At 69.1% G+C, this 25,447-nt stretch carries 20 protein-coding genes; 17 read left to right on the top strand and 3 right to left on the bottom strand.

The features are described 5' to 3' along the window. The first annotated feature begins 171 nt into the window (after positions 1-171). The 14 genes from WS89_RS19120 (at position 172) to WS89_RS19185 (ending at position 17,678) form a co-directional block, all read left to right on the top strand. Entirely contained in the window at positions 172-1,530 is a 1,359-nt protein-coding gene (locus WS89_RS19120; protein WP_059792690.1) for an MFS transporter, read from the top strand. Positions 1,531-1,579: 49 nt separating this feature from the next. Continuing rightward, the gene (locus WS89_RS19125) at positions 1,580-2,509 is read left to right on the top strand and encodes a dihydrodipicolinate synthase family protein (RefSeq protein WP_059499574.1); all 930 of its coding nucleotides are present in this window, start codon (positions 1,580-1,582) and stop codon (positions 2,507-2,509) included. Between the two features lie 25 nt (positions 2,510-2,534). Further along, positions 2,535-3,464: a Gfo/Idh/MocA family protein gene (locus tag WS89_RS19130; RefSeq protein ID WP_059793021.1), complete on the top strand. Its 930-nt coding sequence runs from the start codon at positions 2,535-2,537 to the stop codon at positions 3,462-3,464. A gap of 88 nt (positions 3,465-3,552) precedes the next feature. Then, positions 3,553-4,557, top strand: a complete 1,005-nt coding sequence (locus WS89_RS19135; protein ID WP_059792692.1) for an arabinose ABC transporter substrate-binding protein — start codon at positions 3,553-3,555, stop codon at positions 4,555-4,557. A gap of 21 nt (positions 4,558-4,578) precedes the next feature. Continuing rightward, positions 4,579-6,126 carry an L-arabinose ABC transporter ATP-binding protein AraG gene (araG, locus tag WS89_RS19140; RefSeq protein ID WP_059499572.1) on the top strand — a complete coding sequence of 516 codons (1,548 nt, stop codon included), beginning with the start codon at positions 4,579-4,581 and terminating at the stop codon, positions 6,124-6,126. Positions 6,127-6,156: 30 nt separating this feature from the next. Then, positions 6,157-7,176: an L-arabinose ABC transporter permease AraH gene (araH, locus tag WS89_RS19145; RefSeq protein ID WP_059792694.1), complete on the top strand. Its 1,020-nt coding sequence runs from the start codon at positions 6,157-6,159 to the stop codon at positions 7,174-7,176. A 51-nt stretch (positions 7,177-7,227) separates the two neighbouring features. Continuing rightward, positions 7,228-8,130: an SMP-30/gluconolactonase/LRE family protein gene (locus WS89_RS19150; protein ID WP_059792696.1), complete on the top strand. Its 903-nt coding sequence runs from the start codon at positions 7,228-7,230 to the stop codon at positions 8,128-8,130. Positions 8,131-8,308: 178 nt separating this feature from the next. Continuing rightward, entirely contained in the window at positions 8,309-8,809 is a 501-nt protein-coding gene (locus WS89_RS19155; protein ID WP_059792698.1) for a MarR family winged helix-turn-helix transcriptional regulator, read from the top strand. A 230-nt stretch (positions 8,810-9,039) separates the two neighbouring features. After that, the gene (locus WS89_RS19160) at positions 9,040-9,870 is read left to right on the top strand and encodes a p-hydroxycinnamoyl CoA hydratase/lyase (protein ID WP_059792700.1); all 831 of its coding nucleotides are present in this window, start codon (positions 9,040-9,042) and stop codon (positions 9,868-9,870) included. Positions 9,871-9,941: 71 nt separating this feature from the next. Next, on the top strand, positions 9,942-11,390 hold the full coding sequence (locus WS89_RS19165) for an aldehyde dehydrogenase (RefSeq protein WP_059792702.1): 1,449 nt from the start codon (positions 9,942-9,944) through the stop codon (positions 11,388-11,390). Then, positions 11,387-13,288 carry a feruloyl-CoA synthase gene (locus WS89_RS19170; RefSeq protein ID WP_059499566.1) on the top strand — a complete coding sequence of 634 codons (1,902 nt, stop codon included), beginning with the start codon at positions 11,387-11,389 and terminating at the stop codon, positions 13,286-13,288. Before WS89_RS19165 ends, WS89_RS19170 begins: the two co-directional genes overlap by 4 nt. Positions 13,289-13,499: 211 nt before the next feature. Then, complete coding sequence (gene mhpT / locus WS89_RS19175; protein ID WP_059499565.1) at positions 13,500-14,705, top strand: 3-(3-hydroxy-phenyl)propionate transporter MhpT; 1,206 nt, start codon at positions 13,500-13,502, stop codon at positions 14,703-14,705. 66 nt (positions 14,706-14,771) lie between these two features. Next, positions 14,772-15,920 (top strand): porin, encoded by a 1,149-nt coding sequence (locus WS89_RS19180; protein WP_059792704.1) that lies wholly within the window; start codon positions 14,772-14,774, stop codon positions 15,918-15,920. Positions 15,921-15,953: 33 nt separating this feature from the next. Beyond that, the gene (locus WS89_RS19185; protein ID WP_059792706.1) at positions 15,954-17,678 is read left to right on the top strand and encodes a tannase/feruloyl esterase family alpha/beta hydrolase; all 1,725 of its coding nucleotides are present in this window, start codon (positions 15,954-15,956) and stop codon (positions 17,676-17,678) included. A gap of 63 nt (positions 17,679-17,741) precedes the next feature. Here WS89_RS19185 and WS89_RS19190 read toward each other — a convergent pair whose 3' ends face one another. Then, positions 17,742-18,218: an Lrp/AsnC family transcriptional regulator gene (locus WS89_RS19190; protein WP_034203136.1), complete on the bottom strand. Its 477-nt coding sequence runs from the start codon at positions 18,216-18,218 to the stop codon at positions 17,742-17,744. Positions 18,219-18,396: 178 nt separating this feature from the next. Between WS89_RS19190 and WS89_RS19195 the strand changes: the two genes are divergently transcribed. Beyond that, the gene (locus WS89_RS19195) at positions 18,397-19,629 is read left to right on the top strand and encodes a diaminopropionate ammonia-lyase (protein WP_059792708.1); all 1,233 of its coding nucleotides are present in this window, start codon (positions 18,397-18,399) and stop codon (positions 19,627-19,629) included. Positions 19,630-19,658: 29 nt separating this feature from the next. Further along, a complete protein-coding gene (locus WS89_RS19200; RefSeq protein WP_059793022.1) occupies positions 19,659-20,843 on the top strand; it encodes a M20 aminoacylase family protein in 1,185 nt (394 codons plus the stop codon). A 55-nt stretch (positions 20,844-20,898) separates the two neighbouring features. On the opposite strand, the gene WS89_RS19205 is transcribed toward WS89_RS19200, so the two are convergent. After that, on the bottom strand, positions 20,899-22,257 hold the full coding sequence (locus tag WS89_RS19205; RefSeq protein ID WP_059499561.1) for an aspartate aminotransferase family protein: 1,359 nt from the start codon (positions 22,255-22,257) through the stop codon (positions 20,899-20,901). Positions 22,258-22,619: 362 nt separating this feature from the next. Between WS89_RS19205 and WS89_RS19210 the strand changes: the two genes are divergently transcribed. Continuing rightward, on the top strand, positions 22,620-24,617 hold the full coding sequence (locus WS89_RS19210; protein ID WP_059792711.1) for a glycoside hydrolase family 28 protein: 1,998 nt from the start codon (positions 22,620-22,622) through the stop codon (positions 24,615-24,617). 63 nt (positions 24,618-24,680) lie between these two features. Here the strand turns inward: WS89_RS19210 and WS89_RS19215 are convergent, their stop codons facing one another. Next, the gene (locus WS89_RS19215; protein WP_059499559.1) at positions 24,681-25,190 is read right to left on the bottom strand and encodes a GNAT family N-acetyltransferase; all 510 of its coding nucleotides are present in this window, start codon (positions 25,188-25,190) and stop codon (positions 24,681-24,683) included. Positions 25,191-25,447: the final 257 nt, after the last annotated feature.

The raw sequence follows: 25,447 nt of genomic DNA on the forward strand, positions 1-25,447 counted from the left end.
TAACGTGCGTCGACCGCGAAGCATGGGGTCCGCGCAAGCGCTGAAGCGCTAACGTGGATCGACCGCGATGCATGGGACGTACGTAAGCGCTGAAGCGCTAACGTACGTCGACCGCGATGCATGGGATCCACGTAAGCGCTGAAGCGCTAACGTGGATCGACAGGAGACAAGATGACGACGCAGTACACGAGCGCGCAGGACGCGGCGGAACAGTCCGATTCGACGGCAGCCGTCGACGAACGGCACCTGACCCGCCTGCTCACGCGCAAGCTGGTGCCGTTCCTCGCGCTGATCTACGTGGTCGCCTACGTCGACCGTACCATCGTCGGCTTCGCGAAGCTCCACATGAACGCGGCGATCGGCCTCGGCGACGCCGCGTACGGGCTCGGCGCGGGACTGTTCTTCATCGGCTACTTCCTGTGCGAGGTACCGAGCAACCTCGCACTCGGCCGCTTCGGCGCACGCGTATGGTTCGCGCGCATCCTCGCGACCTGGGGCGCGATCACGATGGCCATGGCGCTCGTACAGGGGCCGACCAGCTTCTACGTGCTGCGCTTCCTGCTCGGCGCGGCCGAAGCCGGCCTCTATCCCGGCATCCTGTACTTCCTCACGCAATGGTTCCCGATGCGCGATCGCGCGCGGGTGATCGGCCTGCTCGTGCTCGCGCAACCGCTCGCCGGTATCGTGACCGGGCCGCTCGCTGGCTGGCTGCTGTCGACGCATGGGTGGCTCGGCCTGTCGGACTGGCAGACGCTGTTCGTCGTCAGCGGCCTGCCTGCCGTGCTGCTCGCGTGGCCGACGCTGCGGCTGTTGCCCGAGTCGCCCGCACATGCGCGCTGGCTGAATGACGGCCAACGCCGCTGGATCGCCCGGCAACTCGCCGCCGACCGCGACACCTATCGCCCCGATTCGCACGGCAATCCGCTCGCCGCGTTGCGCGACCGCCGCGTGCTGCTGCTCGCCGCGCTGTTCCTGCCGTTTCCGCTGTGCATCTACGGATTGTCGCTGTGGCTGCCGACGATCATTCACGCGTTCGGCACCGGCGATGCGACGACCGGCCTGCTGTCCGCCGTGCCGTACCTGTTCGCGGTGGTCGGCCTGCTCGTCGTGCCGCGCCATTCGGACCGCAAGCGCGAGCGCTACTGGCACATCGTCGTCGTGTCGGCCGCCGCCGCCGTGACGATGGCCGCGAGCGCGTGGGTACGGCAACCCGCGCTGCAATTCCTGTTCATCTGCCTCACTGCGTTTTCGCTGTATTCGATCCAGGCCGTCGTATGGGCGCTGCCCGGCGAATTCCTGACCGGCACGAGCGCCGCGGTCGGCATCGCCGCGATCAATTCGCTCGCGAATCTCGGCGGTTACCTGGGGCCATACGGGATCGGACTGATCAAGGCATCGACCGGCAGCCTCGCGGCCGGCCTGTACTTCCTCGCGGCGACGCTGCTGTTCGCGGTGCTGATGACGTTCGTGGTCCGGGCCGCGCTGCGCGTGCCCGAACCGGCCGCCGGCGCGTTCGCCGGCGAATCCTGAGCGCCTTGTTTTCCGGCTGAACGCCGATTCGACTGATGCAGGACCAACCATGACATCGAGCAGCACGCCGCGCTATCGCGGCATTTTCCCCGTCGTCCCGACGACGTTTACCGAGACCGGCGAGCTCGACCTCGCGAGCCAGAAGCGCGCGGTCGATTTCATGATCGACGCCGGCTCGGACGGGCTGTGCATCCTCGCGAACTTCTCCGAACAGTTCGCGATCGCCGACGACGAACGCGACGTGCTCACGCGCACGATCCTCGAGCACGTCGCAGGCCGCGTGCCGGTGATCGTCACGACGTCGCACTACAGCACGCAGGTGTGTGCCGCGCGCAGCCTGCGCGCGCAGCAGCTCGGCGCGGCGATGGTGATGGCGATGCCGCCGTATCACGGCGCGACGTTCCGCGTGCCGGAAGCGCAGATCTTCGATTTCTTTGCGCGCGTGTCGGATGCGATCGACATCCCGATCATGATCCAGGACGCGCCCGCGAGCGGCACCGCGCTGTCCGCGCCGTTCCTCGCGCGGATGGCGCGCGAGATCGAGCAGGTCGCGTATTTCAAGATCGAGACGCCTGGCGCCGCGAACAAGCTGCGCGAGCTGATCCGGCTCGGCGGCGACGCGATCGAGGGGCCGTGGGACGGCGAGGAGGCGATCACGCTGCTCGCCGATCTCCATGCGGGCGCGACCGGCGCGATGACGGGCGGCGGCTTTCCGGACGGCATCCGGCCGATCCTCGAAGCGTTCCGCGAAGGGCGGCACGACGATGCGTTCGCGCATTACCAGACGTGGCTGCCGCTGATCAATCACGAGAACCGCCAGTCCGGGATCTTGACCGCGAAGGCGCTGATGCGCGAAGGCGGTGTGATCGCGTGCGAGCGGCCGCGGCATCCGATGCCGGAACTGCACCCGGACACGCGCGCGGAATTGCTCGCGATCGCGCGCCGGCTCGATCCGCTCGTGTTGCGCTGGGCGCACTGAGCGAGTGGCGAAGGAGGAAAGCACGATGAGCGATGTGATTTCGTTGGGCGTCGTCGGGATCGGCAAGATCGCGCGCGACCAGCATTTGCCGGCGATCGCCGCCGAACCGGGCTTCGCGTTGACTGCCTGTGCGAGCCGTCACGCGGAAGTCAACGGCGTGCGCAATTATCCGGATCTGAACGCGCTGCTGGCCGCCGAGCGCGAGCTCGAAGCGGTCTCGCTGTGCGCGCCGCCGCAAGTGCGCTACGCGCAGGCGCGCGCCGCGCTCGAAGCCGGCAAGCATGTGATGCTCGAGAAGCCGCCGGGCGCGACGCTGGGCGAAGTGGCTGCGCTGGAAGCGCTGGCGCGCGAGCGCGGCCTCACGCTGTTCGCAACCTGGCATTCGCGTTGTGCGAGCGCGGTCGAGCCGGCGCGCGCGTGGCTCGCGCAGCGCACGATCCGGGCAGTGCAGGTGCGCTGGAAGGAGGACGTGCGGCGCTGGCATCCGGGGCAGCAGTGGATCTGGGAACCGGGCGGCCTCGGCGTGTTCGATCCGGGCATCAACGCGCTGTCGATCGTCACGCGAATCCTGCCGCGCGAGCTCGTGCTGCGCGAGGCGACGCTGTTCGTGCCGAGCGACGCACAGATGCCGATCGCGGCCGAACTCGATTGCGCGGATACCGCCGGCGTGCCGGTGCACGCGGAATTCGACTGGCGGCACGGGCCGGTCGAGCAATGGGAGATCGCGGTCGACACGGCCGACGGCGTGCTCGCGATCAGCCGCGGCGGCGCGCAACTGTCGATCGCGGGTGAGCCGGTCGAAGTCGGCCCGGAACGCGAGTATCCGGCGCTGTATGCGCACTTCCACGCGCTGATCGCGCGTGGCGAAAGCGACGTCGACGCGCGGCCGCTGCGGCTCGTCGCCGACGCCTTCCTGTTCGGCCGGCGCGTGCAGACCGACGCGTTCGGCCGCTGAACCTGCGTCGCGCGCTTCGGCGCGAAGCGCGACGCGTGATCGATTACGACACACATCCACGGCATCGGCCGATACAAAGGAGACACCCATGAACCGCACGATTCGTCGACATATCCTGCGCGCGCTGCTGGCCGCGCTCTGCATCGCACCGCTCGGCATGCAGGGCGCCGCGCGCGCCGATGCGCCGCTGAAGATCGGCTTCCTCGTGAAGATGCCGGAGCAGGCGTGGTTCATCAACGAGCAGAACGCGGCGTCCGCGCTCGGCCAGAAGGAGAACTTCTCGGTCGTGAAGATCGGCACGCCGGACGGCGAGAAGGTGCTGGCCGCGATCGACAACCTCGGCTCGCAGGGCGCGCAGGGCTTCGTGATTTGCGCGCCGGACGTGCGCCTCGGGCCGGCGATCGCGTCGCGCGCGAAGCGCTACAACATGAAGTTCGTGACGGTCGACGACCAGCTCGTCGATTCGAGCGGCAAGCCGCTGCCGAACGTGCCGCACCTCGGGATGTCGGCGACCAAGATCGGCAACCAGGTCGGCCAGGCGATCGCCGACGAGATGAAGCGGCGCGGCTGGAAGCCCGAGGAAGTCGGCGCGCTGCGCGTCACCAACTACGAGCTGCCGACCGCGAAGCTGCGCACCGACGGCGCGACGCAGGCGCTGCTCGCGAACGGCTTCCGCAAGGAGAACATCTTCGACGCGCCGCAGAAGACGACCGACGACGAAGGCGGCTTCAGCGCGGCAGCGCCCGTGCTCGCCCGCCATCCGAACGTGAAGAAATGGGTGATCTACGCGCTGAACGAGGAAACGGTGCTCGGCGCGGTACGCGCGACCGAGCAGCTGCACATTCCGGCGGCGGACGTGATCGGCGTCGGCATAAACGGCGCGGGCGAGGCGTTCGCCGAGTTCCAGAAGAAGGAGCCGACCGGCTTCTACGGGACGATCGCGGTCAGCTCGACGAACCACGGCAAGGAGAGCACGCAGAATCTCGTCGACTGGATCCGCACCGGCAAGACGCCGCCGGCCGACACGCAGACGAGCGGCAAGCTGATGACGCGCGCGAACTGGCAGGCCGTGCGCGCCGAACTCGGTATCTGAGCGGGGCGAGGCGAGAACGCGATGACGATGCAGACGATGACGGCCGCGTCCGGCCACGACGCAGAAGCGGCCGCGCCGCCGGAAGGCCCGCTGCTCGCGCTCGACGGCATCACCGTGACGTTTCCGGGCGTGCGTGCGCTCGACGCGGTGTCGCTGTCGGTGCGCGCGGGCGAAGTGCACGGGCTGATGGGCGAGAACGGCGCCGGGAAATCGACGCTGCTGAAGGTGCTGTCCGGCGTGAACCAGCCGCAGGCGGGCACGCTGACGCTGAACGGCACGGTGCAGCGCTTCGCGTCGACGCGCGCGGCGCTCGAGGCCGGCATCGCGATCATCTACCAGGAGCTGCATCTGGTGCCCGAGTTGACGGTCGCGGAAAACCTGATGCTCGGGCAATTGCCGAGCCGGCTCGGCGTGGTCGACGAGCGTGCGCTCGCCGCGCGCGCGCTCGATGCGCTGGAGCGGCTCGGCGAGCACATCGATCCGGGCATCCCGGTGAAATATCTGTCGATCGGCCAGCGCCAGATGATCGAGATCGGCAAGGCGCTGATGCGCGACGCGCGCGTGATCGCGTTCGACGAACCGACGAGTTCGCTGTCCGCGCGCGAAACCACGCAACTGTTCCGGATCATCCGCGCGCTGCGCGCGCAAGGCCGCGCGATCATCTACGTCACGCACCGGATGGAGGAAGTCTACGAACTGTGCGACCGCGTGACGGTGTTTCGCGACGGTCGCCGCATCGACACGTTCGAATCCGTCGCCGATCTCGACCGAGACCGGCTGATCGGCTGCATGGTCGGCCGTTCGATCGAGGACGTGTACGGCTATCGGCCGCGCCCCGCCGGCGACGTGCTGATCGAAGCGAAGGGGTTGACGGGGCCGGGGTTGGCCGAGCCCGTGTCGTTCACCGCGCGGCGCGGCGAGATCGTCGGCTTCTTCGGGCTCGTCGGCGCGGGCCGCTCGGAGCTGATGAAGCTGCTGTACGGCGCGGTGCGGCCGAGTGCCGGGTACGTCGAGCTGAACGGCAAGCGGGTGGCGTTCGGCAGCCCGCGCGACGCGGTGCGCGCCGGCATCGCGCTGTGCCCGGAAGACCGCAAGCAGGAAGGCATCGTCGCGATCGCGTCGGTGGCCGACAACCTGAACATCAGCGCGCGCCGTCATTTCAGCCCGGCGCGCGTGCTGCTCGACGGGCGGCGCGAACGCGAGCTCGCGCAGCAATACATCGAGCGGCTCGCGATCAAGACCCGCGACGGCGAAACGCCGATCGGCGCGCTGTCGGGCGGCAACCAGCAGAAGGTCGTGCTCGCGCGCTGGCTGGCCGAGCGCATCGACGTGTTCCTGATGGACGAGCCGACGCGCGGCATCGACGTCGGCGCGCGCGCGGAAATCTACAACCTGTTCTACGAACTCGCGGAAGCGGGCCGCACGGTGATCCTCGTGTCGAGCGATCTGGCCGAGGTGATCGGCGTGTCGGACCGCATCGTCGTGATGAAGGAAGGGCGGATCGCGGGCGAGGTCGCGAAGGCGCACGCGACGCCCGACGCGCTGATCAAGCTCGCGCTGCCGCGCTAGCGGCCCGCAGTCAACCGGAAAGCAAACGTTATGAGCCAGGCAATGCAACCCCAACGTACCACCCCATCCCCGGATGCTCCCGCCGTGCCCGCGCGTGCGCGCGGCGGCGTGTGGCAGCTGATCAACCGCTCCGGCATCGTGATGGTGTTTCTCGTGCTGTTCGCGACGCTGTCGCTGACGGTGCCGGACTTCCTCACGCCGCGCAACATCCAGGGCCTGCTGCTGTCGGTCACGCTGATCGGCTCGATCGCGGTGACGATGATGTTCGTGCTCGCGCTCGGCGAGGTCGACCTGTCGGTCGCGTCGATCGTCGCGTTCGCGGGCGTCGTCGCGTCGACGCTGATCACCGCGACGCACAGCGTCGTGCTCGGCATCGCGGCCGGCGTGCTCGCGGGCGGTGCAGTCGGGCTCGTGAACGGCGTGCTGATCGCGCGCTACCGGATCAACTCGCTGATCGTCACGCTCGCGATGATGGAAGTCGTGCGCGGGCTCGCGTTCATCACGTCGAACGGCGACGCGGTGATGATCTCCGAGGAGCGCTTCTTCGATCTCGGCGGCGGGTCGTTCCTCGGCATCTCGTATCCGATCTGGAGCAACATCGTCGGCTTCGTCGTGTTCGGCTTCCTGCTGCGCAAGACGGTGTTCGGCAAGAACGTGCTGGCCGTCGGCGGCAACGGCGAGGCCGCGCTGCTCGCGGGGCTGCCGGTGATGCGCATCAAGATCGCCGTGTTCGTGCTGCAGGGGCTCGTGACGGGCTTTGCCGGCGTGATGCTCGCGTCGCGGATGAGCCTCGGCGATCCGAAGACGTCGGTCGGTCTCGAGCTCGGCGTGATTTCCGCGTGCGTGCTCGGCGGCGTGTCGCTGACGGGCGGCGTCGCGACCATCTCCGGCGTGCTGGTCGGCGTGCTAATCATGGGCTCCGTGCAGGACGCGATGAGCCTGCTGAACGTGCCGACCTTTTACCAATATCTGATACGCGGCGGAATTCTGTTGCTCGCGGTGCTGTTCGACCAGTATCGTCGCAACCAACGGCGCGCGATGAAGATCTGACTTCGACTCACGCGCGGCCGCCTGCACTTACGACGAATATCGGGAGACGGCATGCAACAGACTCAACCGGGCACGGCGGCGGCGCTGCTGGTCGACAGCCGCAACACGCTCGGCGAAGGCGCGACGTGGTGCGACAGGACGCACGCGCTGTACTGGGTGGACATCGAGGGCGCGCAGCTGTGGCGCTGCCGCGCGGACGGTTCGGACCTCGCGCAATGGGCGATGCCCGAACGGCTCGCGTGCTTTGCGCTGACCGACGAGCCGGACGTGCTGCTCGTCGGGCTCGCGACGCATCTCGCGTTCTTCGACCTGCGCCGCGGCGCGTTCACGCGGATCGTCGACGTCGAACCCGATCTGCCCACGCGGCTGAACGACGGGCGCTGCGACCCGTTCGGCGCATTCGTGTTCGGGATGAAGGACGAGGGCGCCGAGCCGCCGCGCGCGGTCGGCGGGTTCTACCGGCTCAATCCCGATCTCACGCTCGAACGGCTTGCATTGCCGGCGGCAGCGATCGCGAACAGCATCGCGTTCTCGCCGGACGGCACGAAGCTGTATTTCTGCGATTCGCTGGTGCGCGAGATTTTCGTGTGCGATTACCGGGCAGGCGGCGACGTCGCGAACGTGCGGCCGTTCGCGCGGCTGACGGATGCGGACGGCGACCCGGACGGCTCGATCGTCGATCGCGACGGCGGGCTGTGGAACGCGCAGTGGGGCGGCCGGCGGGTGGTGCGTTACGGGCCGGACGGGATCGAGACGGACCGCGTCGAGGTGCCGACCGCGCAGCCGAGTTGTGTCGCGATCGACGGTGAAGGCAGGTTGTACGTGACGAGTGCGCGTGTCGGGCTGAGCGACGACGCGCTGGCCGGCGACGCGCACGCGGGCGGCGTGTTCGTCGCGCAGGCGCGGCATGCGGGGCTGCCGACCGCGCGGTTCGCGGGCACGCCGCGCGGTTGATCGCGTCGTCGCATACGGGTTCCCGTCCATGGGATCGGGCCGACGCGACGGTCTTCGCGGTCTGGCCCGCGATCCGCTGCACATGCGCGCGCGCACGGCGGCCGACCGCCATCCCCGAACATCCGTTCATCTCCCCACCTGCTGGTAAGATGGCCCGCAATTCCATCCTGCCCGCACCATGAGTTCCGCACCGACCAAGCCCGCGAATCCGAAGAACGCCGCGAAGAACGCCCGCGCGACGGGCGACAAGCCGAAAGCGCGCGTGCAACAACGCCTGACCTACGTGATCGGCGGCCTCGACCGGCTGCTGCGGCGTCACATGACCGACGCGCTCGCGCCGCTCGGCATCACGCTCGCGCAATACACGGCGCTGTCGGTGCTCGAGGCGCGCGGCGCATCGTCGAATGCGCAGTTGGCCGAGCGCTCGTGGATCACGCCGCAATCGGCGAACGAGGTGATGAGCGTGATGGCCGCGCGCGGTTTCGTCACGCGCGAAGCCGACCCGTCGCACGGCCGCATCATCCTGCTGACGCTGACCGACGCAGGCGCGGCGATGCTGCGCGAATGCGAAGCCGTGCTGCGCCCGCTCGAGGCACGCATGCTCGGCGACATCTCGGCCGACGACGCCGCGCACGTGCAGCGCGCGCTCGAACTGTTCTCGCGCAACCTGCGCGGCTGACCGCTTCCCCGATTTTTACGACGCGGGCCTGCCGGTCCGCTCGCTTCGTACGCGCCAGAGCCGGTCGCCCGACCGCTCCCCGATTTCCCGACACTTTCTCCGCCTTCCGCTCCGGGTTTACACCGGCGCTCGTGCCGCTTGCAATATCAGGTAGCCTGATATTAAATGAAGTCGTCCGCAGCAGGGATGCTGCGCACCGAATCGCACAGGAACGAACGACAGGAACAGACATGAGCAAGTACGACAATCGCTGGCAGACCGTTGAAGTGAAAGTGGAGGCCGGCATCGCGTGGGTGACGCTGAATCGCCCCGAGAAGCGCAACGCAATGAACCCGACGCTGAACCGGGAGATGCTGGAAGTCCTCGACGCGATCGAGTTCGACTACGAGGCGAAGGTGCTGGTGCTGACCGGCGCGGGCGCCGCGTGGACGGCCGGCATGGATCTGAAGGAATATTTCCGCGAGATCGACGGCGGCCCCGACGCGCTGCAGGAAAAGGTGCGCCGCGACGCATCGGAATGGCAGTGGCGCCGCCTGCGGATGTACAACAAGCCGACCATCGCGATGGTGAACGGCTGGTGCTTCGGCGGCGGGTTCTCGCCGCTCGTCGCGTGCGACCTCGCGATCGCGGCGGACGACGCGGTGTTCGGGCTGTCGGAAATCAACTGGGGCATCCCGCCGGGCAACCTCGTCAGCAAGGCGATGGCGGACACGGTCGGGCATCGCCGCGCGCTGCACTTCATCATGACCGGCGATACGTTCACCGGCGCGGAAGCGGCGGAAATGGGCCTCGTGAACAGCAGCGTGCCGCTCGCCGGGCTGCGCGATGCGACGATCGCGCTCGCCGCGCGGCTGATGGACAAGAACCCGGTCGTGCTGCGCGCGGCGAAGCACGGCTTCAAGCGTTCGCGCGAGCTCACGTGGGAACAGTGCGAGGATTACCTGTACGCGAAGCTCGACCAGGCGCAGCTGCGCGACCCGGAGCGCGGCCGCGAGCAGGGGCTGAAGCAGTTCCTCGACGACAAGACGATCAAGCCGGGCCTGCAGGCATACAAGCGCTGATACAAGCGCCGACGCAGCCGCCGGCGTCACCGCCGGCGTAATCGCAAGAGACAGGCAAGGCAGGAGACGACATGACCGACAGACGGATGCTGATCGGCGGCGAGTGGTGCGCCGCCCGCGACGGGCGGACCTTCGACCGCCTCAACCCCGCGACGGGCGCGCTCGCTTCGCGCGCGCCGGCGGCCGGCAACGCCGACGTCGACGCGGCGATCGACGCCGCGCACCGCGCATTCCCCGCATGGGCGGCGCTCGCGCCGACCGAGCGGCGGCGCCGGCTGCTGAAGGCGGCCGACCTGATGGATGCGCGCATCGACGCGTTCATCGAAACCGGCGTCGCCGAAACCGGCGCGACGCCCGGTTGGCTCGGCTTCAACGTGACGCTCGCGGCGAACATGCTGCGCGAGGCCGCGTCGATGACGACGCAGATCGCCGGCGACGTGATCCCGTCCGACGTGCCGGGCAATCTCGCGCTCGCGATGCGCGTGCCGTGCGGCGTGGTGCTCGGCATCGCGCCGTGGAACGCGCCGGTGATTCTCGGCACGCGTGCGCTGGCGATGCCCCTCGCGTGCGGCAACACGGTCGTGCTGAAGGCGTCCGAGGCGTGCCCGGGCGTGCATGCGCTGATCGGCGCGGTGCTGGACGAAGCGGGGCTCGGTGCGGGCGTGGTGAACGTGATCACGCACGCGGCGGCCGACGCACCCGAACTCGTCGAGCGGATGATCGCGCATCCGCACGTGAAGCGGATCAACTTCACCGGGTCGACGCACGTCGGCCGCATCGTCGCGCGCCACGCGGCCGCGCACCTGAAGCCCGTGCTGCTCGAACTCGGCGGCAAGGCGCCGGTGCTGGTGCTCGACGACGCGGATCTCGACGCGGCCGTCGACGCGATCGCATTCGGCGCATTCTTCAACCAGGGGCAGATCTGCATGTCGACCGAGCGCGTGATCGCCGCGCGGCCGATCGCCGATGCGCTCGTCGAGCGGCTCGCCGCGAAGGCGCGCACGCTGGTCGCGGGCGATCCGCTGGCCGGCCATCCGCTCGGCACGATGGTCGATGCGCGGGCCGCCGCGCGCGCGGCGGCGCTGGTCGAGGATGCGCGTGCGCACGGCGCGCAACTGCCGCTCGGTTGCCGTGTGGATGGCGCGACGATGCAGCCCGCGATCGTCGACGGCGTCACCCGCGACATGCGGCTCTATCGCGAGGAGTCGTTCGCGCCGGTCGTCGCCGTCCTGCGTGCGGATAGCGATGACGAAGCGGTCGCGCTCGCGAACGACAGCGAGTTCGGGCTGTCGGCGAGCGTGTTCAGCCGCGACGTCGCACGTGCGATGGCGGTCGCCCGGCAGATCGAATCGGGGATTTGCCACATCAACGGGCCGACCGTGCACGACGAAGCGCAGATGCCGTTCGGCGGCACGAAGGCGAGCGGCTACGGCCGCTTCGGCAGCCGCGCGTCGATCGCCGAATTCACCGAGCTGCGCTGGATCACCGTGCAGACCGCGCCGCGGCACTACCCGATATGAGCGAGGTCACGATGAACGTCTCGCACCCCGCCGGCGGGCCGGCGGCCGACACGGGCGGCGTGCGCTATCGCGCGGCGGCCGTCGCGGTCGGCGCGGCCGAGATTCGTCGCGACGACGACGGCACCTGGTACCTGCGCTCGCGCGAGCCGCTCGGCGCTTATCCGACGCGCATCACCGACTGCCTCGTGCGCGGCGCGCAAGCGCACCCCGATCGCGTGCTGGCTGCGCGGCGCGGTGCAGACGGGCGCTGGATCGAGATCACCTACGCGCGGATGCTCGAACGCGCGCGCGCGCTCGGCCAGGGGCTCGTCGATCTCGGGCTGTCGGCCGACCGTCCGCTCGCGGTGCTGTCCGGCAACGATCTCGAGCATCTGCAACTGATGTTCGCGGCGATGCTGGCCGGCGTGCCGTACTCGCCGATCTCGCCCGCGTATTCGCTGGTGTCGACCGACTACGGCAAGCTGCGTCACACGCTCGGCGTGCTGCGGCCGGGTGCGGTGTTCGTCGCGGAGCGCGCACCGTTCGCGCGTGCGCTCGACGCGACGCTGCCGGCCGATGCGGCGCTGATCGTCGCGCGCGATGCCGACGTCGATGCCGACGGCCGCGCGGTGCCGCTGTCGCGCCTCGTCGCCACCGTCCCGCGCACGATCGACGCGATCCACGATGCGGTCGGCCCCGACCATCTCGCGAAGATCCTGTTCACGTCCGGTTCGACGAAGCTGCCGAAGGCCGTGCCGACCACGCACCGGATGCTGTGCAGCAACCAGCAGATGCTGCGCCAGACCATGCCCGAACTCACGCGCGAGCCGCCGGTGCTGGTGGACTGGCTGCCGTGGAATCACACGTTCGGCGGCAGTCACAACCTCGGCATCGCGCTGTACAACGGCGGCACGCTGTATATCGACGACGGCCGTCCGATGCCCGGCCGTTTCGACGAAACCGTGCGCAACCTGCGCGAGATCGCGCCGACGATCTACTTCAACGTGCCGAAGGGCTGGGAGGAGCTGACCGCCGCGCTCGAACGCGATGCCGAACTGCGCGACACGTTTTTTTCGCGCGTGAAGCTGTATTTCTTCGGCGGCGCGGGGCTGTCGCAAGCCGCGTGGGACCGGCTCGACCGCGTGACCGAAGCGCATTGCGGCGAGCGCATCCGGATCATGGCCGGCCTCGGGATGACGGAGGCGTCGCCGTCGTGCCTGTTCACCACGGGGCCGCTGATGCGCGCCGGCTACATCGGGTTGCCCGCGCCCGGCTGCGACGCGAAGCTCGTGCCGTGCGGCGGCAAGCACGAACTGCGCTTCAAGGGGCCGAACGTGATGCGCGGCTACTGGCATGCCGACGTCGATCCGCGCGACGTGTTCGACGAAGAAGGCTATTACCGCAGCGGCGACGCGGGCGTGTTTGCCGATCCGGCGCGGCCGGAACTCGGGCTGCTGTTCGACGGGCGGCTCACCGAGGACTTCAAGCTGAGCAGCGGCACGTTCGTCAGCGTCGGGCCGTTGCGCGCGAATGCCGTGTCGACGGGTGCCCCATACGTGCAGGACGTGGTCGTGACCGGGATCGATCGCGACGACATCGGCTTGCTGGTGTTCCCGCGCGTCGATGCATGCCGTGCGCTCGCGGGGCTTGCCGCCGATGCGTCCGTGGCCGACGTGCTGCGCGCGCCGGCCGTGCGGGCGGCGTTCGCGGCGTGGCTCGCCGAGCTGAACCGGAACGCGAGCGGCGGCTCGACGTTCGTCGCGCGGATCCGGCTGATCGACACGCCGCCGTCGCTCGATCTCGGCGAAGTGACCGACAAGGGTTCGCTGAACCAGGCGGCCGTGCAGAAGCATCGCGCGGCGACGATCGACGCGCTGTACGACCCGGCGCGGCGCGATCCCGACGTAATTTACGCGTAAGCAGTACGCAGGGGCAGTCAGCAGCAACGAGCACACACAACGACCGGCCGGCCACGACACCGGCGGGCATGCTTGCGGCCAGTGAATCAGGTTGCCTGATAAAGGCGGCCGTTCATGCGGCACCTCGCGCGCCGAACCGCCACTGGCCGGCGGCGGCGCGCGGCGGTCGTTGCACGGCCGACCGACTACAAGACATGGGACTGGAGACACAATGAATACCTACGTTGCCGAAAAACCCACGGTCGCGACCACGCTCGCGCTGTGTTTCGCGATCGCACTCCTCGAAGGGCTCGACCTGCAGTCGGTCGGCGTTGCCGCGCCGCGGATGGCGCGCGAATTCGGGTTGTCCGTGTCGCAGATGGGCATCGCGTTCAGCGCGGGCACCTTCGGGCTGCTGCCGGGCGCGATGCTCGGCGGGCGGCTCGCCGACCGGATCGGCCGCAAGCGCGTGCTGATCGCGTCGACCGTGCTGTTCGGGCTGCTGTCGATCGCGACCGCGCAGGTCTCGAGCTTCGCGATGCTCGTCGTCGTGCGCGTGCTGACCGGCATCGGCCTCGGCGGCGCGATGCCGAACTTGATCGCGCTGTCGTCCGAAGCGGTCGAGCCGCGTTCGCGCAGCAGCGCGGTCGCGACGATGTACTGCGGGATCCCGTTCGGCGGCGTGATCGCGTCGCTGATCGGCGTGCTGCTCGCCGGCGACACCGAATGGCGGCACATCTTCTACGTCGGCGGCGTGGGGCCGCTGCTGCTCGTGCCGCTGCTCGTGTGGTTCCTGCCGGAATCGCGCGCGTATCTCGACGTCGCGGGCACGCCGGCCGCGCGCGCCAGCGTCGCACGCACGCTGTTCGGCGACGGCCGCACGACGTCGACGGTCGCGCTGTGGGTCAGCTACTTCTGCACGCTGATCGTCCTCTACTTCCTGCTGAACTGGCTGCCGTCGCTGATGGCCGCGCGCGGGCTCGATCGCGCGCACGTCGGCCTCGTGCAGATCGCATTCAACGTCGGCGCGGGGCTCGGCGCGCTCGGCATCGGCGCGGCGCTCGACCGGATGCGCGCGTCGCGCGTGGTCGGCGGCATGTATGTCGGGATCGTACTGTCGCTCGCCGCGCTCGCGGCCGCGCCCGGTTTCGCGTCGCTCGCGGCGGCCGCGTTCGCGGCGGGGATGTTCGTGGTCGGCGGGCAGTCGGTGCTGTATGCGCTCGCGGCAATCTACTACCCGACCGCGATGCGCGGTACCGGCGTCGGCGCGGCGGTGGCGGTCGGCCGGCTCGGCTCCGTCGTCGGGCCGCTCGCGGCCGCGACGCTGCTGGCCGCCGGCCGCAGCGCGCCCGTCGTGATCGGCGCGAGCATCCCCGTCACGCTCGTCGCGGCCTTCGCTGCCTTCGTGCTGATTCGCCGCCCGCAAGCCGGCGACTGACGGTTCGCTTTTTTCGATGCGCGCCGTCAGAGCGCGCAATTCAACACGGTCTGGAGACGCAACGAAATGAAAACGAAGACAAGGAACGGCCTGCTGGCCGCCGGCGCGTGCTGCGCGCTCGCCGCGCCGGGCGCACACGCACAGTCGAGCGTGACGCTGTACGGGATCATCGATACGGGCGTCGAATTCGTGTCGCACGCGAACGCGGCCGGCGACCACGTGGTGCGGATGCCGGCCGTGACGGGCGAGTTGCCGTCGCGCTGGGGGCTGCGCGGCACCGAGGATCTCGGCGGCGGCTACCAGGCGGTGTTCACGCTCGAAAGCGGCTTCAACGTGCGCGGCGGCGATCTCGGGCAGGGCGGACGGCTGTTCGGGCGGCAGGCGTTCGTCGGTCTGAAGAGCGGCTTCGGCACGCTCGCGTTCGGCCGTCAGTACACGATGACCTATCTCGCGCTGCAGGGCGCGGACATCATCGGCCCCGACATCTACGGGCTCGGCTCGTTCGACGCGTACGTGCCGAACGGCCGCGCCGACAACGCGGTGACTTACCTCGGCACGTACCGCGGCGTGACGCTCGGCGCCGCGTATTCGTTCGGCCGCGACGGCGCGGGCACCGGCAACTCGCCGGGGCAGGGCACGTGCGCGGGGCAGGTGCCGGGCGACGCGGTGCAATGCCGCAACTGGTCGGTGATGCTCAAGTACGACAGCGCGTATTTCGGCGCGGCGGCGTCGTACGAGGAGCAGCGCGGCGGCACCGGCGCGGCCGCGAATTTCTTCGACGGCGTCGCGCCCGTCCCCTTCACGAGCAGCGGCGGCAAGGACGCGCGCACGCACGTGAGCGCGTATGCGCAGGCGGGCGGCGCGAAGATCGGCGCGGGCTGGATCGGCCGGCGCGTGTCGACCGGTTCGCCGGCCGCGGCCGGCGCGCGTTCGGACCTGTTCTTCGTCGGTGCGTCGTATGCGGTGAAGCCCGCTTTCATCGTCGACGGCGAAGGCTACCGGATCGTCAACAGCGCACACGACACGCGCGCGACGATGGCGACGCTGCGTGCGACCTATCTGCTGAGCAAGCGCACGGCCGTCTACGCACAGTCGTCGTATCTGTGGAACAGCGCGCATGCTCGCTACTCGGTCAGCGGCGGCGGGCCGGGCACGACGCCCGGCGCCGGGATGGGGCAGCTCGGCGCGATGGTCGGCGTGCGGCACATGTTCTGATTCACCGGCGTGACGAACCGAACGGGAGTTATCTTGCACAGAAAATCTGCAATCCTCTGTATTGCGCCGTTGTCCGCCGCCGCCATGCTCGCCGGTTGCGGCGGCGACGATTCGATCGGTGCCGCGCCCACGCACCTGAGCGCCGCGACGCCGGCCGCGATGGCGCAGACCTGCGACGCGCTCGCCGCGAAGCTCGCGTATGCGAACACGTCGTTCACGTCGGTGACGACCGCGGCGGCCGGCGCGCTGACGGTGGCCGGCAAGCCGGTCGCCGAGCACTGCGTGATCGCAGGGAAGATGAACGAGCGCGTGAGCGCGGTGGACGGCAAGACCTATGCGATCGGCTTCGAGATGCGTTTGCCGAAAGCGTGGAACGGCCGCTTCTTCTACCAGGCGAACGGCGGGCTCGACGGTAACGTCGTGACCGCGACCGGCGAGATCGGCGGCGGCGGGCCGCTGACCAACGCGCTGAACCAGGGTTTCGCGGTGATCAGCTCGGATTCCGGGCACAGCGCCGCGCAGAATCCGCTGTTCGGCCTCGATCCGCAGGCGCGGATCGACTACGGCTACGGCGCCGTCGATGCGCTGACGCCGATGGCGAAGCAGGTGATCCGGCTCGCGTACGGCAAGGCGCCCGATCGCAGCTATTTCGGCGGCTGCTCGAACGGCGGCCGTCACGCGATGGTCACGGCGGTGCGCAACCCGGCCGACTACGACGGCATCATCGCGGGCGATCCGGGCTTCCATCTGCCGAAGGCGGCGATCGGCGAGATGTACGGCGCGCAGCAGTTCGCGAGGATCGCGTCGGCCACCGGATCGAACGGGTTGCCGGATATCCGCAGCGGTTTCAACGATGCGGAACGCCAGTTCGTCGGCGCGAGGATCCTCGACAAATGCGATGCGCTCGACGGCGCGGCCGACGGGATGGTGCAGGACGTCGCCGCGTGCCAGGCGCACTTCAGCATCGATACCGATATCCCGACCTGCGCGAACGGCACGCGCACCGGCGCCTGCCTGACGCCTGCGCAGAAAACCGCGCTGGAGAACGTGTTCGCCGGTGCGCGCAACGGCGCGGGCACGGCGCTGTACGCGAGCTTTCCGTACGACCCGGGCGTGGCTGCCGGCGGCTGGGCGTCGTGGAAGCAATCGGCGTCGATCACGCTCGATCCGGCCGCGATGGCGTTCACGTTCATGACGCCGCCGAAAACCGCCGCGGCGCTCGCGAACCTGCCCGGTTTCGCGCTCGGCTTCGACATGGACAACGACGCGCCGGCGATCTTCGCGACGAGCGGCGTGTACACGCAATCGGCGTGGTCGTTCATGACGCCGCCCGACGAGACGAACCTGTCCGCGCTGAAGACACGCGGCGCGAAGCTGCTCGTCTATCACGGCACGGGCGACCCGGTGTTTTCGTTCAACGACACGCGCGACTGGTACGCGCAGGTCGCGCAGGCGAACGGCGGCGACGCGTCGAGCTTTGCACGCTTCTATCCGGTGCCGGGGATGAACCACTGCTCGGGCGGGCCGGCCGCCGACCAGTTCGACATGCTGACGCCGCTCGTCGAGTGGGTCGAACAGGGGCAGGCGCCGACGGCGATCGTTGCTGCCGCGCGCGACACGACGAATGCGGTGCCGAACGCGGACGTGCCCGCATCGTGGGGCGCGGGGCGCACGCGGCCGCTGTGCCCGTATCCGCAGATCGCGCGCTACAACGGCTCGGGCGACCTGAATTCGGCGGCGAGCTTCAGTTGTCGCTGACGTAGCCGTCGATGGGAAGCGGCCGGCGCAGGCAGTCGTGCGCTGGCCGTTTCGCCGCAGCGTTCACTCGCCGGCATCGACCGGCACGTCGAGGCCGACCTTCACGCGGCTCATGCTCACCAGCGTCTTGAACCGCTTCACGTTGTTGTTCGCGAAGAACAGCTCGCGCGTGAGCGCGTTGTACTGATCCATGTTGCGCACCGCGAGGATCAGCACGAAATCCCATTCCCCCGTCACGTAATAGCACTGCTGAATCTGCGGGCAGCGCTCGAATGCGCGCTTCATCGCGTCGAGCTGGTCGATCTGCTCGCTTTCGACCTCGACGTTCACGACGATCGTCAGCGGATGATCGACCTTGTCCGGCGCGACGACGGCCGTATAGCGCTCGATCACGCCGTCTTCCGCGAGGCGGCGCAGCCGCCGGTTCACGGCGGCGGTCGACAGGTTGACGCGCGCGCCGAGCTCGGCCTGCGGCGTCTGCGCGTCGCGCTGGACTTCCATCAACAGCTTGCGATCGAACGCATCGAGAGGGGGCGTCATGATGGTGTGTCGAGCCTCGAAAGAATGAGAAATTTTTGCGTATGAGCCGTCGATTTGGCGATTTCATTCGCCAGTGCACGCAATATTATTTTTCCAACCGATGGCGAGCGCAACCTGCGTCTGCCTGATCCGACTCACCCGACGGACCGTCAGCGGTCCCGCTCCGGAGCCCTTTGCCATGCTGATCGCCAACCCGCGCGCGTCGCGCACGCCCTATCCCAACGCGCTGCGCCGCGTGATGAACATCGCGTCGGCCGACGAAAGCGGCGCGTGGCTGTCGCACTGGCCGCTCGTCGGCCACACGCGCACGCCGCTGCGCGCGCTGCCCGATCTCGCCGCGCGGCTCGGCGTCGCGAGCGTCAGCGTGAAGGACGAGTCGTGCCGCTCGTCGCTCGGCAGCTTCAAGGCGCTTGGCGCGCCGATCGCGCTGGTGCGGCTCGTGAAGCGGCTGCGGCGCACGCAAGAACTCGATCCGCGGGGGCTCGTCACCGGCCGCTATGCGTCGACGCTGGCCGATCTGACGGTGATCAGCGCGACCGACGGCAATCACGGCCGTGCGCTGGCCGCCGCCGCGCGCGCGATCGGCTGCGGGTGCGTGATCGTGCTGCACGCGAACGTCGACGCCGAGCGCGAACGCGCGATCGCGGCGTACGGCGCGCGGATCGTGCGCATCGCGGGGAACTACGACGAATCGGTCGTCTGCGCGGCGCAGCTCGCGCAGGCGAACGGCTGGTACGTCGTGTCGGATACGTCGTACGACGGCTACGAAGCGATTCCGCGCGACGTGATGCAGGGCTACGGCGTGATCGCCGCCGAAGCGGCCGCGCAGGCGGCCGCGGACGACGGGCGGCCGTTCACGCACGTGTTCCTGCAGGGCGGCGTGGGCGGCCTCGCCGCGGGCGTCGCGAGCTACCTGTGGGAGCGCGACGGCGTGCAGCGGCCGCGCTTCGTCGTCGTCGAGCCGCGCCAGGCCGATTGTCTGTACCAGAGCGCGCTGGCCGGGCGCGCGACGAAGGCCACCGGCAGCGTCGATTCGGTGATGGCAGGGCTTGCGTGCGGCGAGGCGTCGCCGCTCGCGTGGGATTTCCTCGAGATGTGCATCGATCATTTCATGCTGATCGACGACGAAGACGCGGTGCAGGCGATGCGCAGCCTCGCGGCCGGCAGCGAACGCGACGTGCCGCTCGTCGCCGGCGAATCGGGCGCGGCCGGCGTGGCCGGGCTGGACGTGCTGATGCGCGACCCGGCGCTCGCGCGGCAGGTCGGACTCGATGCGCATGCGCGGGTGCTGGCGATCAACACGGAAGGGGCGACCGCGCCGTCCGTGTACCGGAAGTTCGTCGGCGAGACGGCCGACGCGGTGCTCGCGCGTCAGCGCGAGTGGCTCAGCCGCGCGGCGGTGGCAGCCTGAACGACATGACGACCGACGAGGCGAACGCGATGGACGAAACCGACGCAATCGAAGCAAGCACGCTGCAAGCGCAACTGAAGACCTGGCGCCGCCATCTGCACCGGTATCCGGAGACGGGTTTCGAAGAGGTGAACACATCGGACTACGTCGCGCGCATCCTGACCACGCTCGGGCTCGACGTGCATCGCGGCATCGGCGGCACCGGGCTCGTCGCGAACCTGACGGCCGGCACGGGCACGCGCGCGATCGGCATTCGCGCGGACATGGACGCGCTGAACATCGCCGAGCACGCGCCAGGCCGCGAACACGCGTCGCGCACGCCGGGCAAGATGCATGCGTGCGGGCACGACGGCCACATGTCGATGGTGCTCGGCGCCGCGCAGCTGCTGGCCGAACGCAAGGATTTCGACGGCACGGTGCGCTTCATTTTCCAGCCGGCGGAAGAGCACGGCCGCGGCGCGAAGGCGATGATGGCCGACGGGCTGTTCGAGCGCTTTCCGGTCGACGCGATCTTCGGCGCGCACAACATGCCGGGCATGCGCGCGGGCACGTTCTCGACGCGTGCGGGCGGCATCATGGCGAGCGAAGACAATTTCGTGATCCGGATCGACGGGCGCGGTACGCACGCGGCGCGGCCGCACATGGGCATCGATCCGATCGTGATCGGCGCGCAGATCGTGCTCGCGTTGCAGACGATCGTGTCGCGCAATCTCGACCCGGGCCGGCAGGCGGTGGTTTCGTGCACGGAATTCATCACCGACGGGCTGCGCAACGTGCTGCCGTCGACCGTGACGATCAAGGGCGACACGCGCAGCTATTCGCGCGACGTGCAGACGTTGCTGGCCACGCGGATGCGCGAGATCAGCGAAGGGATCTGCCGCACGCACGGCGCGACCGGCACGTTCGAGTACACGCACGAGTTCGCGCCGACGGTAAATTCACCGGAATGGGTCGAGACGGCCGTGCAGGCCGCCGCGCAGGTCGCGGGCGCCGACGCGGTGAACCCCGACGTGCAGCCGATGATGATCTCGGAGGATTTCGGCGCGTTCCTGCAGGCGGTGCCGGGCAATTTCATGTTCATCGGCAACGGCGAAGCGGCCGGGCTGGGCGGCGTGCCGCTGCACAACGCGACGTACGATTTCAACGACGACATTCTGCCGGTCGGCGCGCGGTATTTCGCGGAAGTGGCGCGGCGCGCGTTGCGGGCCGCGTAGCGGGCGGGAGGGCCCGGTACGCGCTCGCGCGAGTACCGGGCCTTGCGTCAGCGCTTCACACCAGTTCGCCCAGACACGCATCGAACTGCGCGACGAGCCGGTCGACATCGTCGGCGGTCGTTTGCGGGCACACGAGCATCATGTTGTGGAACGGCGTGATCAGCACGCCGCGATTCAGCAGGTACAGGTGCACGATGTGCTCGAGTTCGCTGTCGAGCTGCGCGCCGGCCAGCGTGCCGTTGCGCGGCGGCACGGGCGCGAACTGAAACTCGGTGCGCGCGCCGATGCGCGTCACGCACCACGGCAGCCCGTGTTTCGCGATCGCATGTTCGAGGCCCGTCGCGAGCCGCGCGGCGAGCGCGAACATGTGCGCATAGGCGGCATCGGTCGCGACTTCGGCGAGCGTCGCGCGCATCGCATGCATCGCGAGCATGTTCGCGGTGAGCGTCGTGCCGATTCCCGAATGGCCGGGCGGCGCGTTCAGCTTCGCCTGCTTCGCGCGTTCCGCGAATTCGGCGCTGAACCCGTACACCGCGCACGGCACGCCGCCCGCGATCGGCTTGCCGACCACCAGCATGTCCGGTTCGAGACCGTGCGCGACCGCGTAGCCGCCGGGGCCGCTGCTGATCGTGTGCGTCTCGTCGATCACCAGCAGCGTGCCGTGGCGGCGCGTCAGTGCGCGTGCGGCCTCCCAGAAGCCCGGGTCGGGCAGCACCATGCCGATGTTCGTCATCGCGGGCTCGGCGAGCACGCACGCGACATCGCCGTCCTGCAGCGCCGCTTCGAGCGCGTCGAGATCGTTGAATTCGACGACACGCGTGTTCGCGAGCAGGTCGTACGACTGTCCGAGCAGGCTGTCGCGCTGCACCGGGCGGCCGTCGACGAGATCGACGAACACGTCGTCGACCGTGCCGTGATAGCAGCCGTTGAACACGACGATCGTGTTGCGGCCGGTGGCCGCGCGCGCCCAGCGCAGCACGAAGCGGTTCGCGTCGCTCGCGCTCAAAGCGAATTGCCAGACCGGCAGATGGAAGCGGCGCGCGAGTTCGCGCGACACCCAGGCGGCGTCCTCGCTCGGCAGCATCGTCGTGTAGCCGCGCGTGGCCTGCTCGGCGAGCGCGCGGGCGACGGGTTCGGGCGCATGGCCGAACATCGCGCCCGTATCGCCGAGGCAGAAATCGACGTAGCGATGACCGTCGACGTCGGTGAAGGTCGCGCCGCGGGCCTCCTTCACGTAGAGCGAGAACGGGGTCGACCAGTCCTGCATCCAGTGCAACGGCACGCCGAACAGCAAGTGCTCGGACGCTTCCGCGGACAGCGCGCGGGAAACCGGCATGGCTTCGGCGAACGCGTGGCGCTCGCGATCGAACAGCGCGCGGGCGCGGATGAGGTCGACTCCGTGGCGGGTAGGCAAAGGCGGCTCCTCGACTGTGGGAATGGACAAACGATAGCGCGGGTGGCGCGGGGCTGACCAGAGGCGGAATTACCGAGGCGGGGTGGCGGCGGGCGGGCAGGAACCGTACCGTTGGAGAGTGGTGGCCGGAGAGGATTGAGTGGAAGTTTTTGCGCATAAACATACGACAACATATCTCTGGAGCCTCATCCGTCGATGTGAGTGTGCGCACACATTCGATATATAACCCCATAAATAACAGGGTAAACGACAAATACATACGTCACCCCAATCGCGTCTAGACTCCATCACGTAGTACGACGACGTATAAATCGCGATCCGCCGACCGGCGCATCGATCCCCTCTACCCCGAAGGAGTGCCCATGGCCGCCCATCGCCGCCGTTCGTCTTCGTCCGCCCGATCGCCCGCATCGAAACGGGTATCGCGCCGCGCTTTCATCGGCTGGACCGGTGCGCTCGCCGGCGGCGCGATGCTCGGCGGTCCGTTCGCGGCCAGCCGGGCGCTGGCGAAGGGCGCGACGCCCGATGCGTCGGCGGTCGATCTCGTGTGGGGCGAGCACGGCGCGGCGGCGCGCATCGCCGCATCGCTCGCGCACGTGTCGCGGCTCGCGCGGCGCGGGCGCGACTTCGACGTGACGCAGTACGGCGCGCGACGGTGCGCGACGGTCGCGCAGACGTCGCCGTACCCGGCAGCGAAATCGCCGGTCAGCCCCGGCTCCGAGCTGACGGTCGCGCCCGGCGCATTCGATGCGCGCCCGGCGTTTCTCGCGGCGATCGACGCATGCCGGCGTGAAGGCGGCGGCCGGGTCGTCGTGCCGTCCGGCACCTGGTACTGCGCGGGGCCGATCGTGCTGCAGAGCAACGTCACGTTCCATCTGAGCGCGAACTGCACGATCTACTTCAGCCCGAACCCGGCCGATTACGCGAAGGACGGCCCGGTCGATTGCGGCGCGAACGGCCGGCTGTACTACAGCCGTTGGCAGGCGAACGATTGCCTGAACTTCGGTGCGCCCGTCTACGCGCGCCACGCGACGAACATCGCGCTGACCGGAGAAGGCCCGACGTCGGTGCTCAACGGGCAGGCGATGACGCCGTTCTCCGGCAGCGGCGCGAACAGCGTGTGCTGGTGGACCTACAAGGGCTCGTCGGGCGCGTACGGCGCAGGCGCGACGGTGCCGGCCCAGAACTACGCGAACCCGAACAACGTCGACCTGCGGATCGTCGCGCCCGCGATTCCCGACGCGCTTTATGCGCTGCTGACGTCGCCCGTCACGCCGTGGCAGCAGGACCAGAACTACCTGCCCGCGCTGTCCGAGGCCGGCGTGCCGGTGGAGAAACGCATCTTCGGCCTCGGTCATTACCTGCGGCCATGCATGGTCGAATTCATCGGCTGCACGAACGTGCTGATGGCGAACTACCAGACGCAGAACACGCCGTTCTGGCAGCACCATCCGACCGCGAGCCGCAACGTCGTGATCCGCGGCGTGACGACCAACAGCATTGGCCCGAACAACGACGGCTTCGATCCGGACGCGTGCACCGACGTGCTGTGCGAGGACTGCACGTTCAACACCGGCGACGACTGCATCGCGATCAAGTCGGGCAAGGACCGCGACACCGAATACGGGCCCGCGAAGCGGCACCTGATCCGCAACTGCACGATGAACAGCGGGCACGGCGGGATCACGCTCGGCAGCGAGATGGGCGGCGGCGTCGAGCAGATCTATGCGACGAACCTGTCGATGCTGAACGCGAACTGGCAGACCAACCCGCTGAACATCGCGATTCGCGTGAAGACCAACATGAATCGCGGCGGCTACGTGAAGGATTTCCACGTGAAGGGCGTCACGCTGCCGAACGGCGTGACGCTGAAGGGCGGCGGCTACGGCAGTGCGCTGCTCGCGGGCAGCCCGGTCAACGCGAGCGTCCCGCTCGGCGTCGTCACGCCGTCGGCCGGCAATCCGTCCGCGGCGCAGGGCGGCATCGTCACGTTCGACTGCGACTATCAGCCGGCGAACGATGCGGTGCGCACGCGCGCGCCGGTCGTGCAGAACGTGACGATCGCCGACGTGAAGGCGAACAACGTGACGCTGAACGGCGTGAGCGCGTCGTGCTTCCAGGCGATCGTCGCGCAGGGGCCGGTCGCGTTCGACTACAACGGCACACCGCCCACGCCTGCGGTGCAGCCGATCTCCGGCGTGACGATCGCCAATTGCGACTTCGGCACGCCGGTGGCGTCGGGCACGCCGACGGTTACGTCGCCGGGGCCGATCTATGCGTTCAACGTGAGCGCGATGACGCTGACGAACGTGACGATCGCCGGGCAGATCGTCAACGCGACGATCACCGACACGCGGTGAGATGACGTCACGTCGCCGCGTTCGCGTGCAACCGGCCGGCGCCTGCACGCGAACGCCGATGTGTCATGCCAGCGTCTTGATCATGTAGTGCTCGTCGTAGAAACGGCCGTCGACGCACATCGAGCGCGGCTCCGTGCCGAACCGCACGAACCCCTGCGATGCATACAGCCGCTCCGCGGTGTGGTTGACCTCGTTTACGCACAGCATCAGTTGGCTGCATCCCCACGCGTTCGCCGCATGCGCGGTCGCGCTGTCGAGCAGCGCCTGCGCGATGCGTTGCCCGCGATATGCGGCGTCGACGTAGACACCCCAGATCGTCGCCTTGTGCGCGATCTTCGTGCGCGCATCGCGGCGCACGCCGGTGATGCCGACGAGCGTCTCGCCGTCGAACGCGCCGAACACGGCCTGTACCTGCGTCGGCGTGAGGCGCTTCGCGAATTCGTCGACCGGCACCTGCGATTCTTCGTCGAGCGTCGGCAGGAAGGAGGTGGGCGCGGTGTCGACCGCACGCAGGCGGACGGCACGGAAACAGGCGGCGTCGGCCGCGTCGAGCAGGCGGATCGTGATCGTCATCGGGGGCGTTCCGGTTGAGGGGCGTGCTTGCCCGCGCGCGCCGCTGCGGCGGGCGCGGGATGCATCGTCCTTATCCTAACGGGAATCCGGATGTCGCGACGCGATGCCCGCTGCGGGCACGAACGGGAGCCGGGAAGACGGTGATGACGGCGGGTCGTGCCGCCATCGACGAGGGACGCCGGGCGCGTGTGCCGTTGCGCCGAACCTGCACCCGACGTCGAATGCTCGGCATGCGCGAGATCGGCTCACGCGCATGC

The organism is Burkholderia sp. MSMB1072 (assembly GCF_001524725.1).
Taxonomy (GTDB): Bacteria; Pseudomonadota; Gammaproteobacteria; order Burkholderiales; family Burkholderiaceae; genus Burkholderia.

What these genes read in the sequence shown, in the direction of transcription:
- araG (WP_059499572.1), top strand. Translation starts at nt 4,579, where the DNA reads ATGACGATGCAGACGATGACGGCCGCGTCCGGCCACGACGCAGAAGCG.
- WS89_RS19200 (WP_059793022.1), top strand. Translation starts at nt 19,659, where the DNA reads ATGGACGAAACCGACGCAATCGAAGCAAGCACGCTGCAAGCGCAACTG.
- WS89_RS19150 (WP_059792696.1), top strand. Translation starts at nt 7,228, where the DNA reads ATGCAACAGACTCAACCGGGCACGGCGGCGGCGCTGCTGGTCGACAGC.
- WS89_RS19170 (WP_059499566.1), top strand. Translation starts at nt 11,387, where the DNA reads ATGAGCGAGGTCACGATGAACGTCTCGCACCCCGCCGGCGGGCCGGCG.
- araH (WP_059792694.1), top strand. Translation starts at nt 6,157, where the DNA reads ATGAGCCAGGCAATGCAACCCCAACGTACCACCCCATCCCCGGATGCT.
- WS89_RS19180 (WP_059792704.1), top strand. Translation starts at nt 14,772, where the DNA reads ATGAAAACGAAGACAAGGAACGGCCTGCTGGCCGCCGGCGCGTGCTGC.
- WS89_RS19210 (WP_059792711.1), top strand. Translation starts at nt 22,620, where the DNA reads ATGGCCGCCCATCGCCGCCGTTCGTCTTCGTCCGCCCGATCGCCCGCA.
- WS89_RS19195 (WP_059792708.1), top strand. Translation starts at nt 18,397, where the DNA reads ATGCTGATCGCCAACCCGCGCGCGTCGCGCACGCCCTATCCCAACGCG.
- WS89_RS19215 (WP_059499559.1), bottom strand. Translation starts at nt 25,190, where the DNA reads ATGACGATCACGATCCGCCTGCTCGACGCGGCCGACGCCGCCTGTTTC.
- WS89_RS19120 (WP_059792690.1), top strand. Translation starts at nt 172, where the DNA reads ATGACGACGCAGTACACGAGCGCGCAGGACGCGGCGGAACAGTCCGAT.
- mhpT (WP_059499565.1), top strand. Translation starts at nt 13,500, where the DNA reads ATGAATACCTACGTTGCCGAAAAACCCACGGTCGCGACCACGCTCGCG.
- WS89_RS19155 (WP_059792698.1), top strand. Translation starts at nt 8,309, where the DNA reads ATGAGTTCCGCACCGACCAAGCCCGCGAATCCGAAGAACGCCGCGAAG.
- WS89_RS19160 (WP_059792700.1), top strand. Translation starts at nt 9,040, where the DNA reads ATGAGCAAGTACGACAATCGCTGGCAGACCGTTGAAGTGAAAGTGGAG.
- WS89_RS19190 (WP_034203136.1), bottom strand. Translation starts at nt 18,218, where the DNA reads ATGACGCCCCCTCTCGATGCGTTCGATCGCAAGCTGTTGATGGAAGTC.
- WS89_RS19165 (WP_059792702.1), top strand. Translation starts at nt 9,942, where the DNA reads ATGACCGACAGACGGATGCTGATCGGCGGCGAGTGGTGCGCCGCCCGC.
- WS89_RS19135 (WP_059792692.1), top strand. Translation starts at nt 3,553, where the DNA reads ATGAACCGCACGATTCGTCGACATATCCTGCGCGCGCTGCTGGCCGCG.
- WS89_RS19130 (WP_059793021.1), top strand. Translation starts at nt 2,535, where the DNA reads ATGAGCGATGTGATTTCGTTGGGCGTCGTCGGGATCGGCAAGATCGCG.
- WS89_RS19125 (WP_059499574.1), top strand. Translation starts at nt 1,580, where the DNA reads ATGACATCGAGCAGCACGCCGCGCTATCGCGGCATTTTCCCCGTCGTC.